The 23,015-nt window shown below is 40.8% G+C and carries 25 protein-coding genes; 2 read left to right on the forward strand and 23 right to left on the reverse strand.

Annotated elements, in window-relative coordinates; genetic code table 11:
- The first annotated feature begins 8 nt into the window (after positions 1-8).
- The gene (locus IEV91_RS07100; protein WP_188496735.1) at positions 9-248 is read left to right on the forward strand and encodes a DUF2627 domain-containing protein; all 240 of its coding nucleotides are present in this window, start codon (positions 9-11) and stop codon (positions 246-248) included.
- 62 nt (positions 249-310) lie between these two features.
- The gene (locus tag IEV91_RS07105) at positions 311-1,408 is read left to right on the forward strand and encodes a mechanosensitive ion channel family protein (RefSeq protein WP_188496736.1); all 1,098 of its coding nucleotides are present in this window, start codon (positions 311-313) and stop codon (positions 1,406-1,408) included.
- Positions 1,409-1,555: 147 nt separating this feature from the next.
- On the opposite strand, the gene IEV91_RS07110 is transcribed toward IEV91_RS07105, so the two are convergent.
- From IEV91_RS07110 to spoIIIAA, 23 genes are all read right to left on the reverse strand, one after another.
- Positions 1,556-2,770, reverse strand: coding sequence for an MFS transporter (locus IEV91_RS07110; protein ID WP_188496737.1), 1,215 nt, complete (start codon positions 2,768-2,770; stop codon positions 1,556-1,558).
- A gap of 12 nt (positions 2,771-2,782) precedes the next feature.
- Positions 2,783-3,217 (reverse strand): MarR family winged helix-turn-helix transcriptional regulator, encoded by a 435-nt coding sequence (locus IEV91_RS07115; protein WP_188496738.1) that lies wholly within the window; start codon positions 3,215-3,217, stop codon positions 2,783-2,785.
- Positions 3,218-3,513: 296 nt separating this feature from the next.
- On the reverse strand, positions 3,514-4,311 hold the full coding sequence (gene spo0A / locus IEV91_RS07120) for a sporulation transcription factor Spo0A (protein WP_188496739.1): 798 nt from the start codon (positions 4,309-4,311) through the stop codon (positions 3,514-3,516).
- Between the two features lie 430 nt (positions 4,312-4,741).
- Positions 4,742-6,037: a SpoIVB peptidase gene (spoIVB, locus tag IEV91_RS07125; RefSeq protein ID WP_188496740.1), complete on the reverse strand. Its 1,296-nt coding sequence runs from the start codon at positions 6,035-6,037 to the stop codon at positions 4,742-4,744.
- Positions 6,038-6,157: 120 nt separating this feature from the next.
- Positions 6,158-7,858 carry a DNA repair protein RecN gene (recN, locus tag IEV91_RS07130; protein WP_188496741.1) on the reverse strand — a complete coding sequence of 567 codons (1,701 nt, stop codon included), beginning with the start codon at positions 7,856-7,858 and terminating at the stop codon, positions 6,158-6,160.
- Between the two features lie 51 nt (positions 7,859-7,909).
- Positions 7,910-8,731 (reverse strand): TlyA family RNA methyltransferase, encoded by an 822-nt coding sequence (locus IEV91_RS07135; RefSeq protein WP_229745453.1) that lies wholly within the window; start codon positions 8,729-8,731, stop codon positions 7,910-7,912.
- A complete protein-coding gene (gene dxs / locus IEV91_RS07140; RefSeq protein ID WP_188496742.1) occupies positions 8,728-10,629 on the reverse strand; it encodes a 1-deoxy-D-xylulose-5-phosphate synthase in 1,902 nt (633 codons plus the stop codon). The genes IEV91_RS07135 and dxs overlap by 4 nt, the downstream gene beginning before the upstream one ends.
- 813 nt (positions 10,630-11,442) lie before the next feature.
- Positions 11,443-11,667: a hypothetical protein gene (locus IEV91_RS07145; RefSeq protein WP_188496743.1), complete on the reverse strand. Its 225-nt coding sequence runs from the start codon at positions 11,665-11,667 to the stop codon at positions 11,443-11,445.
- A gap of 466 nt (positions 11,668-12,133) precedes the next feature.
- Positions 12,134-13,018: a polyprenyl synthetase family protein gene (locus tag IEV91_RS07150; protein WP_188496744.1), complete on the reverse strand. Its 885-nt coding sequence runs from the start codon at positions 13,016-13,018 to the stop codon at positions 12,134-12,136.
- Positions 13,018-13,284 (reverse strand): exodeoxyribonuclease VII small subunit, encoded by a 267-nt coding sequence (gene xseB, locus IEV91_RS07155; protein WP_188496745.1) that lies wholly within the window; start codon positions 13,282-13,284, stop codon positions 13,018-13,020. Before xseB ends, IEV91_RS07150 begins: the two co-directional genes overlap by 1 nt.
- A complete protein-coding gene (gene xseA, locus IEV91_RS07160; protein WP_188496746.1) occupies positions 13,281-14,633 on the reverse strand; it encodes an exodeoxyribonuclease VII large subunit in 1,353 nt (450 codons plus the stop codon). Before xseA ends, xseB begins: the two co-directional genes overlap by 4 nt.
- Before the next feature lie 53 nt (positions 14,634-14,686).
- Positions 14,687-15,082, reverse strand: a complete 396-nt coding sequence (gene nusB / locus IEV91_RS07165; protein ID WP_188496747.1) for a transcription antitermination factor NusB — start codon at positions 15,080-15,082, stop codon at positions 14,687-14,689.
- Between the two features lie 129 nt (positions 15,083-15,211).
- The gene (locus IEV91_RS07170; protein ID WP_373284406.1) at positions 15,212-15,646 is read right to left on the reverse strand and encodes an Asp23/Gls24 family envelope stress response protein; all 435 of its coding nucleotides are present in this window, start codon (positions 15,644-15,646) and stop codon (positions 15,212-15,214) included.
- Entirely contained in the window at positions 15,646-17,016 is a 1,371-nt protein-coding gene (gene accC, locus IEV91_RS07175; RefSeq protein WP_188496748.1) for an acetyl-CoA carboxylase biotin carboxylase subunit, read from the reverse strand. Before accC ends, IEV91_RS07170 begins: the two co-directional genes overlap by 1 nt.
- Positions 17,017-17,027: 11 nt before the next feature.
- Positions 17,028-17,519, reverse strand: a complete 492-nt coding sequence (gene accB, locus IEV91_RS07180) for an acetyl-CoA carboxylase biotin carboxyl carrier protein (protein WP_188496749.1) — start codon at positions 17,517-17,519, stop codon at positions 17,028-17,030.
- A 269-nt stretch (positions 17,520-17,788) separates the two neighbouring features.
- On the reverse strand, positions 17,789-18,322 hold the full coding sequence (locus IEV91_RS07185; RefSeq protein ID WP_188496750.1) for a SpoIIIAH-like family protein: 534 nt from the start codon (positions 18,320-18,322) through the stop codon (positions 17,789-17,791).
- Positions 18,323-18,324: 2 nt separating this feature from the next.
- Complete coding sequence (gene spoIIIAG / locus IEV91_RS07190) at positions 18,325-18,987, reverse strand: stage III sporulation protein AG (RefSeq protein ID WP_188496751.1); 663 nt, start codon at positions 18,985-18,987, stop codon at positions 18,325-18,327.
- A gap of 3 nt (positions 18,988-18,990) precedes the next feature.
- Complete coding sequence (gene spoIIIAF, locus IEV91_RS07195; protein WP_188496752.1) at positions 18,991-19,665, reverse strand: stage III sporulation protein AF; 675 nt, start codon at positions 19,663-19,665, stop codon at positions 18,991-18,993.
- Between the two features lie 11 nt (positions 19,666-19,676).
- Positions 19,677-20,864, reverse strand: a complete 1,188-nt coding sequence (gene spoIIIAE, locus IEV91_RS07200) for a stage III sporulation protein AE (RefSeq protein ID WP_229745455.1) — start codon at positions 20,862-20,864, stop codon at positions 19,677-19,679.
- 12 nt (positions 20,865-20,876) lie between these two features.
- Entirely contained in the window at positions 20,877-21,266 is a 390-nt protein-coding gene (spoIIIAD, locus tag IEV91_RS07205; protein WP_188496809.1) for a stage III sporulation protein AD, read from the reverse strand.
- Positions 21,267-21,278: 12 nt separating this feature from the next.
- Positions 21,279-21,485 carry a stage III sporulation protein AC gene (spoIIIAC, locus tag IEV91_RS07210; RefSeq protein ID WP_188496753.1) on the reverse strand — a complete coding sequence of 69 codons (207 nt, stop codon included), beginning with the start codon at positions 21,483-21,485 and terminating at the stop codon, positions 21,279-21,281.
- A 60-nt stretch (positions 21,486-21,545) separates the two neighbouring features.
- Positions 21,546-22,061, reverse strand: coding sequence for a stage III sporulation protein SpoIIIAB (gene spoIIIAB, locus IEV91_RS07215; protein ID WP_188496754.1), 516 nt, complete (start codon positions 22,059-22,061; stop codon positions 21,546-21,548).
- Entirely contained in the window at positions 22,058-22,990 is a 933-nt protein-coding gene (spoIIIAA, locus tag IEV91_RS07220; RefSeq protein ID WP_188496755.1) for a stage III sporulation protein AA, read from the reverse strand. The genes spoIIIAB and spoIIIAA overlap by 4 nt, the downstream gene beginning before the upstream one ends.
- Between the last annotated feature and the right edge of the window lie 25 nt (positions 22,991-23,015).

Here is a 23,015-nt window from a genome sequence, read left to right on the forward strand (position 1 = left end):
AGTACACTATGGCAAAATATATGGCACTCATTATTATCGTTATTCCCATTGTTTTAGCTGTTATTGGGGTTAAGCTCATGCGTGATACTGTTTTTGATATTATTAATACCCCCTTCACTAATCTGTGGCTTCAATTTATAACCGGTCTCCTTTTATTTATTATAGGAATTGCTTTTATAGGCGGTTGGATCTTTTATCGTGATCGGAAAAGAAATTACGTCGCCAAACGTTTCAAGAAAAAGAAATAAGTGTGTTTAACCATGCACGTTAAAAACCGTATTAAAGGTTAAATGTTCATTGGAGGATCAATATGACGCAAGAAATTATGAATTGGGTAACTAGCCTCACCTGGAAAGACGGGCTCATTTCCTTAGGGATATGCATTGTCTTTGTCGTCTTGGGACGGCCCTTCACCACCTTTCTTCTAAAAATCGTGACGCATTTCACACAAAAAACAAGGACTAAAATAGATGATCATTTTATCGAAAGTTTTCATAAACCAATCTATTATTTGATCGGACTATCTGGACTTTATTTCGCATTAAACTACCTGGGGCTTCCTCCAAAATTGGATCAGGTCCTTTTAAAACTTTATCGCACGAGTATTATTCTTTGTATTGGTGCTGGACTCTTTAAATTATGTAATTCAACTGAACTCTTTTTTGGGCATTTCAATAAAAGGCTAAACTTGCAGTTTGACCGTATTGTCATCCCTTTTTTGACAAGAATATTAAAATTTATTGTTATAGCGCTTATGGTCACAATGGCTTTAGCAGAATGGGGTTACAGTATAAATGGCTTTGTCGCCGGCCTCGGTCTTGCCGGATTAGCAATATCTTTAGCCGCCAAAGATACAGCAAGTAATTTTATTGGAGGCTTCATCATCATTACCGAGACACCTTTTTCCATTGGTGATTGGATCATGACGCCTAGTGTTGAAGGTGTAGTGGAGGATATTTCCTTTCGATCCACAAAGATTAGAACCTTTGCCGATGCCTTAGTAGCTATCCCGAATTCCACACTTGCAAATGAAGCTATTACAAACTGGACAAAGATGAACAAACGACAATTAACCTTTGAAATTGAACTGGATCTTCGAACACCCAGGGACCGCATCGAAGCTTGTCTCAAGGATATCAGAGAGATGCTACATAACAATGAAGCAATAGATAAAGATGCCATCTTTGTTCATTTTAAAGACATGAAGACCACCGGCTATACGTTGTACTTTTATTTTTTCACTAAGACTACTGTTTGGGAAGAATGGCTCACAATCCGAGAAAGCGTCAATTTAGAGGTGTTAAAAATTCTTGAAGCTCACCATGTCGAGCTCTCAATACCGGGGCGCACCGTTTTTTACCAAAACGATCACCCTTCTGACGCCCTTGAACGTTCCCGAGATTCATAAAAAGCTGCCTTTTAAGCAACATTTAACTGTGGTAAATCACGAGCACATTCAAAAAGGGTCTAAAAAATTCGATGAATGAATTTTTTAGACCTTTTTTATATTTCTATAAAAATAAATGATGGTAATAACTTTCTCTTGTCACTATGCTTATGCCCCTCTCCTTTGCTCCTGTAAAGAATGTTTATTTTTCGTTGAGCGCCCCGATAACGTTGTGACCAAAATATAGAGAAGGATAAAGACAAAAATAAGGACTGAAGAGGTTCCAAACATTTTATGAAAACTTGTGGCATCGGCTACGGTTCCTAATGAGACAGCACCAAGGGCCATCCCTAAATCCATAAAATTAAGGGTCATGGCATTCGCTGTACCTTTTTTATCTGGAGCTACCCGACTCACTGCCCAGGCTTGAAGTGTAGGCTGAATGACCCCATAGGCGATACCATAAAATACTGCAGATAAGATTAATCCTCCTGTCGTCCCTGTCTGTGATAAGCATAAAAGTCCAACAATCCCACAAATCGCTGAAGGAATAATAAGAAATTTGTGTCCGAAACGGTCATAAATTCTTCCTGAAAACGGACGTGTTACAATCATCGCAACAGCGGTAACCAAGAAAAACAAGGAGGTATGATCCTGAATATGAGATTCTTTTCCTAGGCCATCGATAAAATTGACGATTCCTGAAAACGTAATATAAAATAACATCACCAAAAAGGTCGGCATAAAGGCTTTTTTATCAAAAGCATAAGAAAGAACGGATCCTCTTGGTGTCTTAGTTTGCGCAAGGGGTTCTGAACGTTTATTCTTTATAAAAAAGCTACCCACTAAGGTCAATAGGGCCAATACAATGGTCAGACCTAACAACCAAATAAAAGGCGTTGATTGTAAAAGCGCTAAGGCTAGCATTGGCGCTAAACTGGTTCCGAGACTTGTAGCCAGACCAAAATAACCAATGCCCTCACCAAGCCTTTTCGTGGGAATTAATTGCGTCGCGAAGGTCGCTAGAAGCGTCGTCGCAATACCAAAGGTCATACCCTGTAAAAACCGAAGTAGCATTAATAAAGAAAAAGACTCTTGACCTAAACTTGCCGCAAGAGTAAGTGTTAAGAATATTAATGTTGAAATTAATGTGATTTTCATGTTGATTTTATGAACGAATATACCAATAAATGGACGAATAACAATAGCCCCTAACATAAAAAAGGTCGTCATCAGCCCACCTTTTGATGAACTTCCGGTTGTTCCTGTTATAAATATGGGAAACCCCGCTGTTAATGATTGTAAACATAGAAAAAATAAAAATGTTAAAACGATGACCATTACAAATTGGGTGGTCCATAGCTTTGATGATTGATCTGTCATGTATTATCCCTCTTAATCTTTGATGTCTTGAATATTATGAATGATTTTTCTTAACACGTCTTGGTAGTTGCTTAATTCCTCAGTAGAGAGTCCTGCTACTATTTGTTCAAAGATCTCTTCGATAACAGTATATATGCTTTTCGTGAGTTCGCGTCCCTTTGGCGTCAGACAAACAAGAAAAGAACGGCGATCATTAGGATTTTTCACCCTCTCAATAAATGCATGGGACTCCAGCAAATCTAAAATTTTTGTAAGTGTCGCCTGGTCCTTATCCGAAGCCTCTGCAAGCCTCTTTTGGCTACTATCCCCCTGTTGATCCAATCGTTTTAAAACCGTCCACTGCTCAGCTGTCAGATTATAAGGCTTTAAACGCGAATTAAGTAAGCGCGTTATGTGCTTCCCGGTTTTTACAGTATTAAATCCAATGGCTTCATCATAATCCACCATAATTAATCCCACCTTTTTCAACTTCCTTTATTATATCAACGGACTTATATGGTGTAAATATAATTTGTGCACTAATTATTTTTATACAAATAAAATGCACCCTTACTAATGGAGGGCTTCCAATAAAAAAAACACCTCTATCTACTGAATTCTTTCCAAATCCAATAAATAAAGGTGTTTAATTGTATTAAAAAAGTCCAGTAGTTGACTTTCCAAACAGCTTAGTTGGCTCCTTGCTTTGGTTACTAATTATTAACAAGCACTATTGATCCTTATGTAGCAATGCGGGTTACCTACTATCCTGCCTTATGTTCAATTCTCAGTTTGTCAGCAACCATCGCAATAAACTCTGAATTGGTTGGCTTTGCCTTTGTCATGGAGACGGTGTAACCAAAGAGATCGGAGATGGAATCAATGTTACCCCGACTCCAAGCGACTTCTATAGCATGGCGGATCGCTCGTTCAACACGGCTAGCGGTTGTTTTATATTTTTTGGCAATATCCGGATAAAGAACCTTAGTAATGGATCCGAGAAGCTCAATGTCGTTATAAACCATCGAAATCGCCTCTCTTAAATACATATAGCCCTTAATATGAGCGGGTACACCAATCTCATGAATTATACTTGTGATATTCGCATCTAAATTATGCGATTTTTGAACAGGCGGTTGTTGTGTAGTGGTAACAAGTGGACGGCTAGGCTTCAAAGTTGGAACCTTTTTTCCATGAACCTGACGAATATTATTGATCAAATTCTCAATATCAAAAGGTTTAAGTATGAAATATGACGCTCCGAGTTCAACCGCTTTCTTTGTCACATCCTCCTGGCCAAAAGCCGTGAGCATAATGACACTCGGTTGTGGTGATGTGATGTCTTCGCGCATGCTCTTAAGGACACCGAGTCCATCGAGATGAGGCATAATTATATCTAAAACCAAAATATCTGGTTTTGTTTCTTTAACAACAGATAAACAATCCTGCCCGTTATTTGCTACACCAACGATTTCAATATCTTCTGTTGCCTCACAATATTCCTGTATAAGATGAATAAGTTCTTGATTATCATCAGTTAAACACACCCTGATCTTTTCCAATTTGCTGCTCCTCCTTGAGTTCTTCTATTTTCTCTGTGATATAAACTTCGACAATCACTTTCCTGTTCCCTTTTAATCATAACATTAAATAGAGTGGCGTTAAGGGGCACTCGATTCTATTTTTATCACTTTATTTCGACAATTATTTACATTTAAAGAGAAATTCTATTCTGAAATGACTTGATTGCCTATCACAATTTCGACGGATTGTTCTTAAAATCTGTTTTTTAATTCTTTAAGTTTGTTGTTTCAATTGAGGTTTTGTCGAAAATTATTTTAATTGTTTTTCGAAAAAAGCATCAAAAAAGACAGGAAATAGGAGAAAAACGATTCAACGTCTAATTATTGGAATAAAGAGGTGATCCCTAAAGAGAATGGCTCCCATAACTAAGACAAGCAAAAAGGTGCAAAAGAAAAAGCGAGCTGCCATTTAGCTCGCTTTCTTCTTCTCATGTTGATCATTATAAATATCAATACCCGCTTCTTTTAACATCCATTCGATATGACATCCATACCCACTGGTCGGATCATTGACAAAAACATGGGTGACCGCTCCAATGAGTTTGCCATTTTGAATAATGGGACTGCCGCTCATCCCTTGGACAATACCTCCTGTTTTGTTCAGAAGTTCTGGATCTGTAACCTTAATGACCAATCCCTTCGTGGCAGGGAAATCTTGTTTCACCGAATTAAGGATTTTTACATCATAAGCCTCGACTTTACTTCCATTCACTACCGTTAAGATTTTGGCTGGCCCTTCCTTGACTTCATCTTCTAAAGCAATTGGCAGACCCTTTTCAAACATTCCATTCGAAATGTCTTGATTAAGTTTACCAAAAATGCCAAACGGTGTGTTTTTATCTACACTTCCTATTGGCTTTTCATCAGAAGGAAAGCTCGCAATTTTCTCTCCTGGATGACCATCCTTGCCTTTATCAATTGCGCTCACTTGAGAATTTACAATTTGTCCATTATGGACACGGATCGGTTCCTTGGTATCAATATCTGAAATCACATGGCCTAAGGCCCCGTATTTACCTGATCTAGGATCGTAGAATGACATGGTGCCTATACCTGCTGCCGAATCTCTAATGTATAAACCAATTCTATACTTTTGATCATTCTGATCCTTTAATGGCTGCAAAGTAAGTGTCTTCTGTCCTCCATCGCTACGCACTACCACAAGTTTTAACGCTTTTCCTTCAGCATCATTGATGGCATTTTTTACATCTGCCATTTTCTCAATTGTTTCACCGTTTATCTTAGTTATAATATCGCCAACCTTAACACCGGCTTCTTCCCCTGGCGATTTTTCTCCAGCCTTTGTATCCACTAAATGATAGCCCACAACAAGAACGCCAACAGAATTCAACTTAATTCCAATTGACTCTCCACCTGGAACTAAACGAATATCTGGTACCACATTAACTCCCACCTTTTTTACGGGAATGTGTCCGACGGATACCATCATATCAGTTTGACCTGTCTGTTTTCCGTGTAGAGTTCCTTTGGTTTGACCGCTAACGGTTATGACCTTGGGGTTTTGACTTGTGACATGGGTAGCTGTTGGTAATTGAGATGCTAAAGATGATGTTTCTTGACTGAAGATAGTTAAGTGATGCGGTATTGCAAGATACTCGTGTACGGGTTTAAAAAATCCTAGGCTTATTAAGAAGCCAAGGAGAACCAAACCAATCGTGCGTCTTATTACCTCCGACTTCTTCATGATTCACTCTCCTCGCTCCTAACCTACACCTTATTGCATTTATTAACTTTGCCTTTTATGGGGAGAAATATAACTGCTTCGATGAAAAAAAGCTATCCAAAAGGTGGATAGCTAGTCATGTCATGCTTTTACTTCCTTTGCAAGCCCTAACAACTCGTAGGCGTGTTGTTTCGTCAAATCCGTCATTTCTACCCCCGAAATCATCCTGGCAATTTCTGATGCTTGATCATCCTCATTTAAACGGGTCACGGTCGTCTTCGTGCGGTTTCCTTTAACCTCTTTGGAAATAAACAAATGATGATCTGCCATGGCTGCGACTTGAGGCAAGTGCGTAATACAAAAAATTTGTGAGGCCTGTGATAATTGAAAGATTTTTTCTGCCATCGCCTGAGCCACTCGACCGCTCACTCCAGTATCAACTTCATCAAAGATAATGGAAGTGATGCCTTGGAAGGACTTGAAATGAGACTTTAACGCCAGCATAATACGTGACATTTCTCCACCTGATGCAATACGCGCCAACGGCTTTAATGGCTCTCCTGGATTAGTTGCAATGTAAAATTCGACGCGATCAATGCCTTCACGTGAATAAGTATTCAAATCCTCAGGGGCTTTGTTGGATGCTTTGACAACAACATCAAACCTGGCCTTCTCCATATATAGATCCTTAAGTTCACGATTAATGGCTTTGGTTAATTTCTGTGCAGCCTGCTTCCGAATGGAAGAAAGAGCCTCAGCGTGGGTGCGGAGCTTGTCCATATACGTTTTTAATTGTCCGCTTAAATCCTCAATCGTTTGGTCACGATCCATTAAATCATCATACTCACGCTTGATGTCTTCATAATACGCCAGCACATCGGATAGCGTTCGTCCATATTTTCTCTTTAAATTATTGAATTCATTCAAACGGGCTTCCACTTGATCGATTCGACCTGGCTCATATTCCATCTGATCAAGATAATCACGCAGGCGATACATCTGATCCTCAAGTGTATAAAAATGATTTGATATCGCATGGGTCATTTCATCTAAATCAGATTCAAGTGCTTGAACATGTTCGAGCTCATTGACTGCTATTCTTAACCAATCTAAGCCTTTTTGTTCACCACTTAATGCTTCATAACTTGTGGCAACGGCTTCATGAATACGTTCAAAGTTATTGAGTTTTCGCTTCTCCTCCATCAGAAAGGTTTCTTCGTCTTCCTTAATAGCAGCCTCTTCAATCTCTTTCATCTGATAACGTAAAAGATCTAATCTTTGCGCAATATGACGTTCATTATCACTAAATTGTTGTATTTTAGAATAAATTTCCCTAGCCTCATGATAATAAGCACTATATTCCTTTTTGAGGCTCTCGAGTTTGGGGCCGCCAAATCGATCAAGTAGCTGAATATGATTTTCTGAATGCAACAATTCCTGGTGTTCATTCTGACCATGGATATCAATAAGATATTGACCCACTTCTCGCAAATGAGAAAGTGTCACCATTTTGCCATTCACTCGACATACACTTTTGCCATTGCTATAGATCTGTCTTCTCAGAATGACCATATCATCTCCATCATCAATCCCAATATCCTTAAGAACAGCTTTACAAGCATTGGATCCTGTAATGTCAAACAAGGCTTCAATCTCGGCTTTTTGGGCGCCATGTCTGACATATTCAGAGGAACCTCTTCCCCCAACCAAGAGAGTAATAGCATCTATGATGATGGACTTACCAGCTCCAGTCTCACCTGTGATCACCGTTAATCCGTCTTCAAAAGAAATATTTAACTTCTCTATAATCGCAAAATTTTCCACTCGAAGTTCGACAAGCATATCCCTTCCCCTTTCCAACTCCTAACCCTTTACAAAAGGAGGTGTTATACTTTATGAATGAAAAGACCGATGAGCCAGCTGAATGACTTCTTGAAGACGACCTGGTTCAAGAGTACTCTGCCCCTGGTCATCTGCTCCCGACCACTTAAGATGGGCTAGAAATTCTATATTTCCTTCTCCCCCCGTGATCGGTGAAAAGTCCACACCCATGACACTATAGCCTTCCTGGATAGCAAAGGAAAGAATCTCCTCAAGCACTCGAAGATGAATTTTGGGATCACGTACAATCCCTTTCTTTCCAACTTCTTCGCGCCCGGCCTCAAATTGAGGTTTGACGAGAACCACCGCTTCACCTTGAGGAATGAGGATTTCTTTTAACGGGACAAGAATTTTCTTTAAAGATATAAATGATACGTCTGCCGTTGCAACATCAGGAAGACCCACTTCAAAATCCTCTGGCCTTGAATATCGAAAATTTGTCTTTTCCATAACGATAACACGTGGATCATTACGTAATTTCCACGCCAACTGATTATAGCCTACATCAAGGGCATAAACGCTTAACGCCCCATTTTGCAAGGCACAATCAGTAAACCCACCTGTGGAAGAACCAATATCCAACATTTTTTTGCCATTGACTGAAAAAGAAAAAACTTTCAAGGCTTTTTCAAGTTTTAGTCCGCCTCGACCGACGTAAGGCAATGGATCCCCCTTTACACGTAAGGCAACATCGGCACTTAACTTAGTCCCTGGCTTATCAATACGCTCATTTTCATGGAAAACAAGCCCGGCCATAATTGCACGCCGAGCTTTCTCTCTTGATTCAAAGAATCCATTTTGCACTAGTAATATGTCCACACGTTCCTTCATCATTTATAAGCCCTTTCTGTACTATTTTGGGGCAATAAATGTTGGATACGAGCAACAACATCGTCTGATGTCAGCGCAATTTCCTTTAGAAGCTTCTTCACACTGCCATGCTCAATAAACCGATCAGGAATCCCCATGCATTCGATTAGGTGGTGATGATACCCATGTTCATGGAAAAATTCTAAAACACCACTGCCAAATCCACCCTTAAGGACCCCTTCCTCCAGTGTGAGTATGGGGATATTTTCTTCAGCTAAATGTTCAAGCATTTTTTCGTCCATTGGCTTTATAAAACGAGCATTGATGACTCTAACAGAGATGCCTTCCTTCTGTAGGCTTTTTGCAGCCTCTAACGCTTCCTGAAGCATCGGCCCAAAGCTAAGAATAGCGACATCATGCCCTTCACGAAGAACCTCCCATGAACCAAAAGGAATGGGGTGAAGTTCTGTGTCCATTTTAACCCCTAGTCCGTTCCCTCGCGGCAAACGTACAGATACAGGTCCATGTTGATCCTTTATAGCGGTATAAACCATATGTCTAAGCTCATTCTCGTCTTTGCCCATCATGATTGCCATGTTAGGAATACTTCTCAAAAAGGCAATATCAAAAACGCCCTGATGTGTTTCTCCATCAGCACCGACTAATCCAGAACGATCAACTGTGAACACAACATTGAGATTTTGTCGGCAAACATCATGTAAAATTTGGTCATAAGCTCTTTGCATAAATGTTGAATATATTGAAACAACTGGCTTCATATTTTGAGTAGCCAGACCCGCGGCCATTGTTGTAGCATGCTGCTCAGCAATGCCAACATCGAAAAGGCGTTTGGGAAACCGTTTTTGGAAGCCCTCCAATTTTGAACCGACAACCATGGCAGGTGTAATCACAACAACTTTTTCGTCTTTTTCAGCAAGCTCTGTTAACGTATCTCCTACAACCTGACTATATGAAGGAGCCGAATCGACCGGTTTAATAAAAGCACCAGATTCAATTTTATAAGGCCCAGGTCCGTGCCATTTCCCTGTTGCATCGGATTCCGCAGGTTGATACCCCTTCCCTTTTTGGGTTAACACATGGACGATCACGGGACCGTTAGTCTTTTTAGCATAATTCAAATTATCCCTAAGATCATCAAAGTTATGACCATCTACTGGACCTAAATAGGTAATACCAAGTTCTTCAAAAAAGATGCCCGAAACCAATAAATACTTAAGGGTATCCTTTACACGTTCAGCTGCAGCTGAAATTTTCCCACCAAAGGCAGGGATCTTTTTCATTAGATATTCCAAATCTTCTTTGACCTTTTGATATCTTCCGGCTGTTCGCAAACGCCCTAACATATTATTTAATGCACCTACGTTAGGCGCAATGGACATTTTATTATCATTAAGGATAATAATCATGTTTTTTTGTTCATGTCCGATGTGATCTAGGGCTTCTAAGGCCATCCCTCCGGTTAATGCACCATCACCAATAATAGGGATAATATACTCATCAGTTCCTCTTAAATCACGCGCGATCGCCATTCCCATAGCGGCAGACAATGAAGTCGAACTATGCCCTGCTTCCCAAACATCATGAACGCTTTCATTTCTTTTAGGAAAGCCACATAATCCTTTATATTGTCTCAATGTATCAAATTGATCGGCGCGCCCTGTTAATATTTTATGGACATAAGCTTGGTGTCCCACATCCCATAAAAATTTGTCCTTAGGGCTATCAAAGATTTTATGAAGCATAAGGGTTAATTCAACGACACCTAAATTAGGTGCGATATGCCCTCCGGTGACGGAAAGTTTCTCCACAAGAAATTGGCGGATATCACTTGCCAAAGCTTCTAACTCTTGCTTGCTCGTATTTTTTAAAAACGTCGGATCCTTAATTGTATTTACGTCCATTTTTGAACACTCACTTCATTTCGCATTCTAAGCTATTTGAAAAAATAGCCGCTAACACAAGCGTGATAACGGCAATGCATATGACTCCATTTAAGTGACTTCTGTATATCAACCTGAGCCTAATCAATTTCTCGACCCCGAATCTACACACTATGTAGATAAGGTGGTCATTTAGAGAGTAAACGCTGCGGCTTAGGTCCAGTAGGTTTTCCCGTAAAGCTACCCGAGCGTCGCCACTCTGGCAGTTTCCCTTTAAAGCTTTACCAATGCCGTCACCGAACATTGAACTAGATCACCACTTAGTCCGCACTATAATCCCCTCTAAATGTCTTACGAACAGTCTAGGAGTTTTCCTCAGGCAGTCCGCTGCCATTTCCTAGCCTCTTTTGCAGGATTGATTTCATATGTCATAAAGTGCCGTTGTTGGCCGACAAGCGCCAAATTATGAACATAATCCCCTCAGGACCCCACTCAAGGCAGGCTACGCTGTCCGATCCATAGGACCCAAGACAGGTTTTCCAATGCTACTTGCCCTTGGGCAGCAGCAAAGTCTCCGCGAATGCAGGGTCATCGCCCACATGCCATTGTGGATCGCCCTACATTCTTTACTCCCAGAATTAACCCAAGGCTGGGCGCCCCGAGCCAATACTAAGAACTTCATCGATGTGCCCTTTGGCGGATTTTTAGGCCCGCCCTCAGAAATGGTGGACTGACTAGAATACTGCACCACCTTCTAACTAAGTATATTATACCATAAATCTTAATGGGTCTCAATGAATGGTGATGGCTTGATAGGGCTTATAAATGGATCATCTACTGATAGTACTGCCATTGATTCCATACATTTGAGGAGATTTTAGATTTATTCACAAGGTCCATTGAATCATCATAACCTGTCAATTCATCCTCATCCCAGATAACATCTCCAGGATGCTCTTGATAGGTTTGAGATTCAGATTGGATCCAATCATTAAGCTCTATTGAATCTCCGCCTTGTTCTCTCATTTTATAAACGTGTTGACGTCTTATCTGACTCATTCCTACCACTCCTTTTCCCCTTAGTTTGTCTGTTTTTCAATAAAAATACGCATAAGAGTGGATAAGAAAAACCGGCAAAGAGCACCCGGTCCCATTTAGACATTGAAAAAGTTTTTAACCAAAGGCAGCGTCAGCAACCCAGTTGATTGGAACGGAAGGTGTGAGACTCCTTCGGGAATAGCACGCGTCCGAAGATCCACTTGGGAAATCTTATAGAACATCCCAAGTTAGCTGAGGCCACTAAGGACGATCGGCTAAAAGCGTCACGTCCTGTGACAACGCCGACCCTACCCACATCGAAAAATCGTAAAAACACAATTTTTCTGCGAGGATTATCCTCTTAGAAGCTTTCCTTAGTCGTGTGGGCATGAGGAAAGCGAGCAGCCTGGAGTGGAGATCAACACCTATTTGATGACCAAAAGTTATACTTTCTTACTTCTCAACAAAGGAGTCAAGAGAGGTCGTTTTAATAGGTACGTTCAATAATAAAGCGAGCGATGCCTTCTAAAGCTGTATCATTGATCTTCGCATCCTCTAATGCGTCCAAGGCTTTTTCAAAATGCGCTGCTAATTGTTCTTTAGCGCCTTCTATACCTAGAATTTTTGGGTAAGTATTTTTTTTATTGCCTTCGTCACTTCCGATGGGTTTCCCCATACGTTCTTCTTCTCCTTCAACATCCAAAATATCATCTTGGATTTGAAAAGCGAGACCGAGATGGCGAGCAAACATTTTTAGTTTCTCTTTTGTTTGCGCATCTGCACCTGCAATAACTGCGCCTGCCATCACAGCATATTCAAGCAGACGGCCTGTTTTTTTCTGATGCACACGTTCTAATGCAATCAGATTGAGATCAGCGCCTTCCGCTTCAATGTCCTCGATCTGGCCACCGACCATTCCAGCAGGTCCAGCAGCAGATGAAAGGGCTTGTACGAGCCATACTTTTTGTTCAGCCTCTAAATGTGGCGCCCGTGTAAGACACTCAAAGGCAAAGGTTAATAATCCATCCCCTGCTAATATAGCGGTAGCCTCATTGAATTTTTTATGGTTGGTTGGAAGACCGCGACGCAAATCATCATTATCCATTGCCGGGAGGTCATCATGTATAAGCGAATAGGTATGAATGTACTCCAAAGCACAGGCGGGTTGAATCCCTTTGCTAATCTCACTATTTAAAGCCTCAATAACCGCGAGCATTAAAATGGGTCGAAGCCGTTTTCCACCAGCCTCAACCGAGTACAACATCGCTTCTTTAAGTTGTTTAGGGGCTTCTGCCATTTTAAGCAATTGGATCAGTTGATAATCAACCAATTTCTTTTTGTCATCAAGATACCCTTGAATAGTCACATTCATTATTGATCATCCTTGTCTAACTGAAAAGGTTCTTCTGTGCCATCTTCGCGAAGAATTTGATCCATTTGCTCTTCGACCTTCTGTAATTTTTGATGACAGGTTTTAGAGAGGGTGACCCCTTTTTGGAACAAATTAATGGCCTTTTCTAGTGGCACCTCATTTTCTTCAAGTTGCTTTACAATGATTTCAAGTTCACGCATGGCGTCCTCGAAGCTAGCCTCACCCTTATTCTCCTCTTGTGTTTCTAATTCAAATGGCTCACTCATCCTTTATCTCCTTCCTCAATTCCCCATACCTGGCAATCCACAACACCATCTTGTAAACGGACACTCATACTTTCTCCAGGGTTAATATGTTTAACAGATTTAACGAGTTGCTGGTCAGCGTTATAAGCTAAGGCATACCCACGTTCCATAATACTTAAGGGGCTCAAGGCATTTAATTGACGGATTAATGTTTGCAATTGCGTTTCCTTTTTTTCCTCATGCTGCTTAAATGCCCGTTCTAGCCTTTGAGAGAGATTCTCTCTATCTTTTGCCGCTTGTCTTAATTGCTCTTCCGGATGATGTTTATAAATTAATCGCGTAGCATGCTCTGTTCGTTGTCTCCATTGATGAAGAATGCGCTGTGACTGATGGGTTATTCTTTCAAATGCGCGATCGAGATCTTGTTCTTTTTGTCGTACAAGCTGCATAGGATATCTAAAAGCATACGAATTTCTTAGGACAGATAACCGCTCACGTTCATTGGCCAGCCGCCGTTTCATTGCCTGAAGTAAGCGTTTCGTACGATCATCTACTTTTTCTTGTAATTCCAATATATGAGGAACGACAAGTTCACCCGCCGCTGTTGGGGTGGCCGCGCGTAAGTCAGCAACAAAATCAGAAATAGTAAAATCCGTTTCGTGACCAACAGCTGAAATTATCGGAAGGTTCGAGGCGTGAATCGAGCGCGCAACACTTTCTTCGTTAAAAGCCCAAAGCTCCTCAATCGAGCCTCCCCCACGACCAATAATCAAGACATCCACATTTTTTTTGGCGTTCGCAAGATTAATGGCTTGGACAATCGAGGGAGCCGCATACTCTCCTTGAACAAGGACTGGAAAAACAGTGATCCCCGCCACAGGATAACGCCTTTTTATTGTTGTGAAAATATCACGGATTGCAGCACCTGTAGGCGATGTGACTACGCCAATTCTTCTCGGATAAGTGGGGAGGGGTTTTTTTAAACGTTGATCAAAAAGACCTTCTTGTTCAAGCTTGTTCTTTAATTGTTCAAAAGCTAAAAATAGATTCCCAATCCCATCTTGCTGCATTTCTTTGATATAAATTTGATATTGCCCATACGGTTCATAAACAGAAATCTCACCACGCACAAGTACCTTCATCCCATTTTCCGGATTAAAAAGTAACCGCCGATTATCAGCAGCAAACATCACTCCAGATATGCGTGATTGCGTGTCCTTTAGGGTTAAATACATATGTCCACGACTATGTTTTTTAAAGTTAGATATTTCTGCACGTATCCACACATCTTGAAGACGCCTGTCATGATCAAATAAAGTTTTTATATACCGTGTTAACGCCGTCACACTTACATAACGTCTCTCAGCCATGAAACCCTTCCTTTTAGTAGTTATCTCCGTTTTGCTTTTATAAAAATTTTTCTTTATTGATCCAATTCCTGATTCGCAATCTTTGAAAGAACCCCATTTGTAAACCGACGTGTATCATCATCACCAAAAGTTTTTGCCATTTCAATCGCTTCATTTAAAGTGACATTTGTCGGAATATCCTTGATATATTTAAGTTCACATACCGCCAGGCGCATAACTGCCTTATCAATATTCCCAAGCCGTTCAAACGGCCATTTAATAAGATATTTTTTGATAAGGGCATCGATTTCATCTAAATGTTCAAGTGATTGATTCACAAGATTTTCTAAAAACGGGTCACTTTTTTGCCCATCTAAAGCACTTTCGAGTGCATCTCTAGCAGAATGCTTTCCCACGTCAATTTGGAAGAGCACTTGTATAGCCTTTTCTCTTGCCTTTCTCCGGTTCATCCTATTAAGTCTTCCCTTCTCTAGCTGCACATAGGTCCATTAAACTTACGATGGCTTCCATCATTATATTTAACATATTGTGCTTGTCCTAAAACATAGTGAAAAAATCAAAGGGGGACCCCCTTTGATTTATTGAAAGTGATCTGTACTTACGCTACCCGTTTGTTCAAATTCTACACCCACAACGTGAATGTTTATTGCGTTCACTTCTAGGGCTGTCATCGTCCGTAAGGTTTGGGCGATATTCTCCTGTACGGCACGCCCAACCTCTGGAATAGAGACACCGAACTTCATTCGGAGTTGAACATCGATAGAGATGCCCTCCTCTTTCAGGTCGACTTTAACCCCTTTTCCCAAATTTTTTCGGCCCATTTTTTCAGCAACACCCGAAGCAAAACCGCCTTGCATAGAGGCTACGCCAGCCACTTCATTTGCAGCCATCCCAGCGATAACCTCAATAACCTCTGGAGAAATTTCCACTTTACCCAAATCTGTTTGGCTTTCTTCCATTTCAAACATCGGTGTCGTGTCTACATCATCAAAAAAGTGATTTTTCTCATCCATCACTCTTCACCTCCGAAGTTTTCTTGACCAGTAATAGGATATTTCTCTAAGAATTTCGTATTAAAATCTCCTTTTACGAAAACCGGATGATTAAACAAACTCAAATGGAAAGGAATCGTTGTGTGAATACCATCTACGACCGTTTCCCCAAGTGCGCGTTTCATTTTGGCAACGGCTTCTTCCCGTGTAGCGCCATAAGTGATAATTTTCGCGACCATGGAATCATAAAAAGGAGGAATCTTATAGCCAGGATAAACAGCAGAATCCACACGAACCCCTGGTCCACCTGGTGGAAGGTACATGGTGACTTCCCCTGGGGAAGGCATAAAGTTTTTAGCCGGATTTTCAGCGTTAATTCGGCACTCAATAGCCCAACCTGTAAATGTCACATCCTCTTGCTTAATCGTTAACTTTTCACCAGAAGCCACGCGGATTTGTTCTTTGATAAGATCAATTCCTGTGACGTACTCGGTCACCGGATGCTCCACTTGAATACGCGTATTCATTTCCATGAAGTAAAAAGAACCGCTCGCATCGTAAATAAATTCAATTGTTCCTGCTCCAGAATAATTGACAGCCTGTGCTGCTTTAACTGCCGCGTCACCCATTTCTTGGCGTTTTTCCGGCGTTAAAGCTGGCGACGGTGATTCTTCAACTAATTTTTGCAAGCGACGTTGTATGGAGCAGTCCCTTTCACCTAAGTGAATGGTGTGACCATAATTGTCAGCTAACACTTGAATTTCGACATGGCGAAAATCTTCAATGAATTTTTCAATATAAACCCCAGGGTTTCCAAAAGCTGTTGCGGCTTCTTGTTGGGTAATTGAAACCCCTTTTCTTAATTCCTCTTCATTTCTCGCGATTCTTATCCCTTTACCTCCACCACCAGCCGTGGCTTTAATGATGACCGGATAGTGAATATCTTCGGCAACTAAGAGCGCATCTTCAATGGTTTCCACTACACCCTCGGAACCAGGAACAACCGGAACTCCCGCTTGTTTCATTGTACTCTTAGCAACGTCTTTTATTCCCATTTTACTAATCGCTTCAGGGCTAGGACCTATAAACGTAATCTTGCATTCTTCGCACAGCTCCGCAAAATCTGCGTTTTCTGCAAGGAAACCATACCCTGGGTGAATAGCGTCTACACCTGTAAGTATAGCCACACTCATGATACTCGTGAGATTAAGATAGCTGTCCTTTGAAGCGGTGGGTCCAATACAGTAAGCTTCGTCAGCCAACTGAACATGTAGGGCTTCCTTATCTGCTTCTGAATAGACAGCCACTGTTTCAATATCCATTTCTTTACATGCTCTGATAATCCGAACTGCAATTTCACCACGGTTAGCAACAAGTATTTTTTTTATCATATGTAAAACCCCTATTCTGCTTTAACAAGGAAAAGTGGTTGTCCATATTCAACGAGCTGGCCATCTTCAACGAGCACTTCAACTATTTCGCCTTTAACATCTGCCTCTATTTCGTTGAATAATTTCATGGCTTCAATGATACAAACCACTGAATCTGCATCGACCTTGGAACCTTTTTTAACAAAGTTTTCTTTTTCTGGTGAAGGCTTTGCATAAAAAGTCCCAACCATTGGAGATTCGATTTTATGTAGATTAGAATCTGTGTTCAAGTCCTCTTGTGCGTTATTGTCCACTGGCTTTTGTGTGGATTGAGAAACCTGGGTTGGTTGTGCTGGTGATTGTGGTGCTACATGTTGGACGACTGGTTCAGCCACCGTTGTAACCACAACTTCTTTATTCTTTTTTAAAACAACTTTAGAATTCTCAACTTCATATTCAAATTCATCGATCGATGAGTCATCGATTAACTGGATAAGCTCCTTTAATTCTTCAACTTTCAACAAGGTTTTGCACTCCTTTTTCATCTCTCATATTAAACCTTCTTAGCTTGATGCCTAATGGTAAAAATGAGAGTATTCACTTTTCTTATCTCTTGTCCTATACTTTGCCTCTAAGGCATTATAAAACCTTATACTAGTAAAAGCAAAGATAATTATACTATATCACTATTTTGCCTGTGTGAAAACGTCTGACCTCTTCTCAAAATAATTAAATAGAAAAAAATAAAGAGACTGCGGTTAGACCAACAGCCTCTTAGGGTCAATCAATGCCATTACTTAACAGGTTCACGGGTAACCGTGACTTGAACATCTCCTAGCTCGCTATTGACCATACGCATGATCTCATTTGTTTGCTTATTGGAGAGGCTCCCTGCTTTAACATAAACACTCACCGTCGAACCTGAAGTACTCACCACTGCATCTTTATAGCCTTTGGCCATAATTTCATCTTCTAACTTAGATTCTGTTTGACTCATTGTTTGTAATGATTCGAGACCATCTTGTGCTTTACTCACTTCAGCAGCTGTACTATCATCGGAAGCCATCGTGGCCTCATATTGTTGAGCTGTTTTTCTGTCTTCATCGTCCTTAGCTAAACGGTATTCGGAAAGTGCGTCATCACTAGTGGCATCGCTAGTCGTCAGTCCATCTTTTACATCAGAGCTTGCTGTGGCTTGATCTTTCGTCTTTGAAGACTGTGCTGTGGGTGTATTTGTCGTCGGAGACGAAGTGATATAGTATACCGATAAGACAACAATTAAACTCAACATCGTTAATAACCACACCGTTTGTTTTTTTAACACCATTATTATTCCTCCTTAGATTTCGCTTGTGTCACAGACACTTTATATGAAGGGATACTAAGCACTGAACTTACAGCATCGACAATCCATGATTTTACCGTTGGATTATCTACCCCATAAGCCACCACCCAAACCCCTTTAACAACAGGACTCTTTTGTGTCACAACTAATGGCTTTCCGTCAATAATGACCACGTCATGCTTGCTGCTTTTTTCATTAGAAACCCTTGTCCCTCCATCTTTATCCTCCTCATTGGTTTGATTTGTTTGTGTATCTGTGTTTTCTCCATAGACATTTTGCATGGTCGTGTCAATGGTCACCCACACATGAACATTAGAAACTCCCATCACTTCATTTAAAATATTTGTAAGATGGTCCTCGTAGTAAGAGGCATAATCTTCAAATGAAGAAAAGGTCTTTTGCTTTGTCGTCTTAAAAGTGGCCATATCTTGTTCAGCAGTCTGGCTTGTTGTCTCTACCGCTTTCTGCTCTGTGCTTTTACCAGAACCTGACCCATAAAAATGACTCATGAGCATTAAACCAACACCAATGACAAGTAATATTACGAGTGTTTGGAGTGGCGACTTTTTCTTTTTCTGCGCAGGCTTCTCAGACTTCTCTGTCAAAAAAAGCGACTTCAGATACTGCAGCAGTTTTTGCAAGGACATAGATTAAGAACCGCCTCCTTCCAGCTGGAGCGTTAAACTATCCGGCGGTATTTCCCATTTCTTTGCTAGAAATTGTTTAACTTCCTTAAGCGTGGCTTTTTCCTTCGAAGTAGGTTCTGTTTTTGTTTTACTTACTGACGCCACTTGAATCTCAACCTTTTTAACAGGTTGGATGGTATCCTCATCTTTTGATTTTGCTTGTGTCTGATCCTTCTCGGATTGATCTGCATGTCCTAAAACAACAACGGCATGTTTGATAGGGTTAGTGTCATCACTAGAGTCAGAAGCATCGTAATGAGAGTTAAGTTCCAAATCAATATCGCCGACAATGGCTAAATCATATTGATCCATCAACTCCTCTTGTACATAGTTTTTCATTTGGACAGCCACCATGTTAGATTTATATGCAGCTTGGTCATCTTCTATTTCACTTTTATACTGATTTATTGAATTTTTTAAAGGATCATCGTCATCAGGCTTAGAAAACTCCGATAAAATATGGTCAATCGGCATATGCAAGACTTTCATAATAGGACTCAGAAGGGCAACAATCAGCACGAGTCCAATGACGAGTTTGACGTACTTTTGAAAACTATCATTTGGTAATAACAATTCAAGAACAATCGCCAGTAAAATTAAGAGAACGATTTGTGAGATCCAGCTAGATATAGCAGACATCAAGAACCTCCTTACCGCACCATTAAAGATAAGTTTCCCGAAGCGATAATAATCGTGATCGCAAGAAAAAACATGAGACTGACAATCGCTAATGCGGCAAAAATATAAATCATACTTCTTCCTATGACGGACAGACATTCTATAATAGGACCACCGCCTAAGGGTTGTAAAATGGCTGAGGCCAGATTATAGATAAAGGCTAGGGCAAAGACCTTCAAAACCGGAAAAATAACAATGCCTACTAAAATAATGAGACCGGCAATTCCGACGGTATTTTTCACAAGTGCAGAAGCATTAAGAACGGTATCCGCCGCATCGGTAAACATTCGCCCAATGACTGGGACGAAATTGCCCGTTACAAATTTGGCCGTTCTTACGACAAGCCCATCTGAGATTGCCGTGGCTGCTCCTTGAACGGATAAGACTCCTAGGAAAACGGCGAAGAAAGCGGCCAGTACACCGATGCCCACATTCCGTAATAATTTGGCAAGTTGGGTCACCTTATAGTGTTCTGACAAAGAACTGACGATCAATAATAGAGCCGATAAAAATAATAACGGCATCACAATGGTAGAAATCAGCCAGCCGCTGACGTTGATCAGGAAAACAATAATGGGATGAAAAAAGGCAACGGAGGTTAATCCTCCTGAGCTGGCCATCAACGCTAAAATCAACGGCATTAATGCCAAAAGAAAGTGACTCATATCACTTATGGCATCAGTAGTATAGGAAATAGCAACTTTAAAAGAATTTAAGGCGAGAATGACCAAGACAATATAGACAATGGCATAAGCCACCTTAGACACCGATTTATTTTCAAAGGCATTCTGTATATTTTGTAAGATCATTGAAAACACCGTTAGCAATATTAAGGTCCCGAGGAGTTTCCCATTCACAAGGAGTTCATGAAATAAAAAACGTAACGTCCCAGATAACCAATCCTTTAATAAGTTTCCTTTATCTGCTTTAAGAAAATCACTAAAACTCATATGAGTACTTTCGGGCAAAAAGCCATTATACTGTGTGACCACTTTTTCCCAATAAGCTTTAATATCATCTGTATTTAAAGTTGAAATCTGCTTGTCCACCCATTCATCCGTCATCGCTTCAGCATGAACCTCTGTTGGAAACGTTAAAAAGGTGACAAAAAGAAGGACCATGAATAACAGTTTGTGTGTCAATTTAAATGGATGCCACATAGCGCAGCTCCTTTATTGAGGGATAAGGCCCAATACCGCTTTTATGATGGCGGTTATAATTGGAATCGCCATAACAAGGATCAATATTTTTCCTGCAAGTTCTATTTTGGAAGCTAGAGCCCCTTGTCCGGCGTCACGAGCAATTTGTACACCAAATTCCGCGATATAGGCTACCCCAATGATTTTCAATATTGTTTTGACGTAAACGAGATCAAGATGCGCATTGACTGCTAATCTCTGAAGCATCGTGATGATTTCATTGATTTTTCCGATCAGCATCAAGAAGATGGATACACCTACGAAGACAACGAGTAGAAAGGCAAAAGCGGGCTTTTGTTCTTTTAGAATTAATGCTAAAAACGTTGCAGTTAACCCAATGCCTACAATCTGTAGGATTTCGATCGCTCATCCCTCCTACCCTTGAAACAAAAAAACGTCCTTGATCTTGTCAAATAAATCTCCGATTAAGGAAGCAACCATATAAAGAATGACGACAAATCCAATTAAGGTCACCCATTGGGCCCAATCGTCTTTTCCCATTTGTTTCAGTACTGTCTGTATCATGGCAACAATGATGCCAATCCCCGCAATTTGAAAAATTGTATTGACGTCTAACGACATGGTCCTTCCTCTCCTTATCTATCCACCCGATACTCAGCCATTTATATAAAATGGATCGCTCTAAAAAAGCACTAAAACGACCAAGATCCCCGCTAAAAAGCCCATCGTATTAAGTAACTTTTCATAGGTCGCTTGCGCCTCACGCGCTTCTATCTCTTCGCGTTCAAGATGCGTTAAGGCTAAATGAATTTGTTTTTGCTGATTTTCTCTATCTGAAAGGCCTAAAGTGGTGCCAAATTGTTTCATAATTTCTTGTTCATTCTTTTTCAAGGCAGTGTACGGCCAAAATTGAGTCATCGTTGCATTCCAAGCCTCCTGTAAGGAGAGACGTTGCTTATTTTTTAACTGTTCTTGTAACAAAACGAAAAATTGATTTATAGGTTTGGGCATTTGCCCCGCTAATCGAGCCGCAGCTTCACTTATGGGTGTGAGACTATAGGTAATTTCAGTTTCTAACGCTTGTAAAGCCGATCGTAATTGTCTTAATTGTCGGGGGCGTTCTCTATATCCTTTTGCAAATAGGCGCCCTATCGCGGTTGAAGCCAAGATAATAAGTAGTGAACCAATGATCTTCATGAAAGTCTCAACTCGCTTACCGTCTGTAGTGGTTTCCCTTCAGCATTGTAGATGTGTTCTACCCCACCCGGTCCTCTCCGTCTGGATAAAACAACATAACGATCAAACAATCGGTGCTCCATTAAGGGTTTGAGATTAGGACGTGTTAAGAGTTGCTCGTAACTGAAGGCGTGTGCGCTTGCAATGACGCTGACCCCGGCATTAAGTGCCTCTAAAAGCGCTTCGGTATCCTCTTTTCGCCCTATTTCATCAACAATCAAGAGTTCTGGACTCATGGAACGGATAAGCATCATCATGCCCTCTGCTTTCGGACACGCATCAAGAACATCCACCCGAACGCCAAAATCATTTTGCGGAACGCCTTTTACACAGCCAGCTATTTCTGAGCGCTCGTCCACTATCCCGACCTTAGTAAGAGGGGCAGCACCTTCTCCAATACTTGCTATTCTTGCAATATCTCGGAGCAATGTCGTTTTCCCGGTTTGCGGAGGGCCAATAAGAAGTGTATTAAACCAGCGCGATTGTTTTAACAATTTCGGAATCATTGCTCGAGCGGCCCCTATTTTCTGTCTCGCGATACGGATATTAAATGAAGCAACGTCACGGATCAGCTTCACTTGACCATCATCGGTAACAACCTTTCCGGCAAGTCCGACCCTATGCCCCCCTTTAATCGTGATATACCCCCGCCTCAATTCCTCTTCAAGCGTATATAGGGAATAATCGCTAAGCTTTCCTAATAATTGTCTCGCATCGTTAAACGTAAAAGGATGATCCTTATCTAAAAAAAGGATGTCGGTCCCCATAATCAATTCAATAGGTCGGCCAATGCGTAACCTAATTTCTTCTAAAGCCTCTAGATGTTGTATTGATTGTTTTTGCATACTCTCACAGACATGCTCTGGTAAAAGGGCTAACACTTCTTCCATTAAAACCTCACCCTTTTTCTTACTT

The sequence above is a fragment of the Pullulanibacillus pueri genome (genome assembly GCF_014639255.1).
In the GTDB taxonomy this organism is placed as follows: Bacteria; Bacillota; Bacilli; order Bacillales; family Sporolactobacillaceae; genus Pullulanibacillus; species Pullulanibacillus pueri.

Excerpts from the sequence above, each read along its gene's own strand:
- IEV91_RS07135 (WP_229745453.1), bottom strand. The coding sequence starts at position 8,731 with ATGATGAAGGAACGTGTGGACATATTACTAGTGCAAAATGGATTCTTT.
- IEV91_RS07115 (WP_188496738.1), bottom strand. The coding sequence starts at position 3,217 with ATGGTGGATTATGATGAAGCCATTGGATTTAATACTGTAAAAACCGGG.
- spoIIIAE (WP_229745455.1), bottom strand. The coding sequence starts at position 20,864 with ATGTGGCATCCATTTAAATTGACACACAAACTGTTATTCATGGTCCTT.
- recN (WP_188496741.1), bottom strand. The coding sequence starts at position 7,858 with ATGCTTGTCGAACTTCGAGTGGAAAATTTTGCGATTATAGAGAAGTTA.
- spoIIIAA (WP_188496755.1), bottom strand. The coding sequence starts at position 22,990 with ATGGAAGAAGTGTTAGCCCTTTTACCAGAGCATGTCTGTGAGAGTATG.
- IEV91_RS07170 (WP_373284406.1), bottom strand. The coding sequence starts at position 15,646 with ATGGATGAGAAAAATCACTTTTTTGATGATGTAGACACGACACCGATG.
- spoIIIAB (WP_188496754.1), bottom strand. The coding sequence starts at position 22,061 with ATGAAGATCATTGGTTCACTACTTATTATCTTGGCTTCAACCGCGATA.
- IEV91_RS07105 (WP_188496736.1), top strand. The coding sequence starts at position 311 with ATGACGCAAGAAATTATGAATTGGGTAACTAGCCTCACCTGGAAAGAC.
- xseB (WP_188496745.1), bottom strand. The coding sequence starts at position 13,284 with ATGAGTGAGCCATTTGAATTAGAAACACAAGAGGAGAATAAGGGTGAG.
- IEV91_RS07145 (WP_188496743.1), bottom strand. The coding sequence starts at position 11,667 with ATGAGTCAGATAAGACGTCAACACGTTTATAAAATGAGAGAACAAGGC.
- IEV91_RS07100 (WP_188496735.1), top strand. The coding sequence starts at position 9 with ATGGCAAAATATATGGCACTCATTATTATCGTTATTCCCATTGTTTTA.
- spoIIIAG (WP_188496751.1), bottom strand. The coding sequence starts at position 18,987 with ATGTCCTTGCAAAAACTGCTGCAGTATCTGAAGTCGCTTTTTTTGACA.
- dxs (WP_188496742.1), bottom strand. The coding sequence starts at position 10,629 with ATGGACGTAAATACAATTAAGGATCCGACGTTTTTAAAAAATACGAGC.
- spoIIIAF (WP_188496752.1), bottom strand. The coding sequence starts at position 19,665 with ATGTCTGCTATATCTAGCTGGATCTCACAAATCGTTCTCTTAATTTTA.
- IEV91_RS07110 (WP_188496737.1), bottom strand. The coding sequence starts at position 2,770 with ATGACAGATCAATCATCAAAGCTATGGACCACCCAATTTGTAATGGTC.
- nusB (WP_188496747.1), bottom strand. The coding sequence starts at position 15,082 with ATGAACCGGAGAAAGGCAAGAGAAAAGGCTATACAAGTGCTCTTCCAA.
- IEV91_RS07185 (WP_188496750.1), bottom strand. The coding sequence starts at position 18,322 with ATGGTGTTAAAAAAACAAACGGTGTGGTTATTAACGATGTTGAGTTTA.
- accC (WP_188496748.1), bottom strand. The coding sequence starts at position 17,016 with ATGATAAAAAAAATACTTGTTGCTAACCGTGGTGAAATTGCAGTTCGG.
- spoIVB (WP_188496740.1), bottom strand. The coding sequence starts at position 6,037 with ATGAAGAAGTCGGAGGTAATAAGACGCACGATTGGTTTGGTTCTCCTT.
- IEV91_RS07150 (WP_188496744.1), bottom strand. The coding sequence starts at position 13,018 with ATGAATGTGACTATTCAAGGGTATCTTGATGACAAAAAGAAATTGGTT.
- spoIIIAC (WP_188496753.1), bottom strand. The coding sequence starts at position 21,485 with ATGTCGTTAGACGTCAATACAATTTTTCAAATTGCGGGGATTGGCATC.
- xseA (WP_188496746.1), bottom strand. The coding sequence starts at position 14,633 with ATGGCTGAGAGACGTTATGTAAGTGTGACGGCGTTAACACGGTATATA.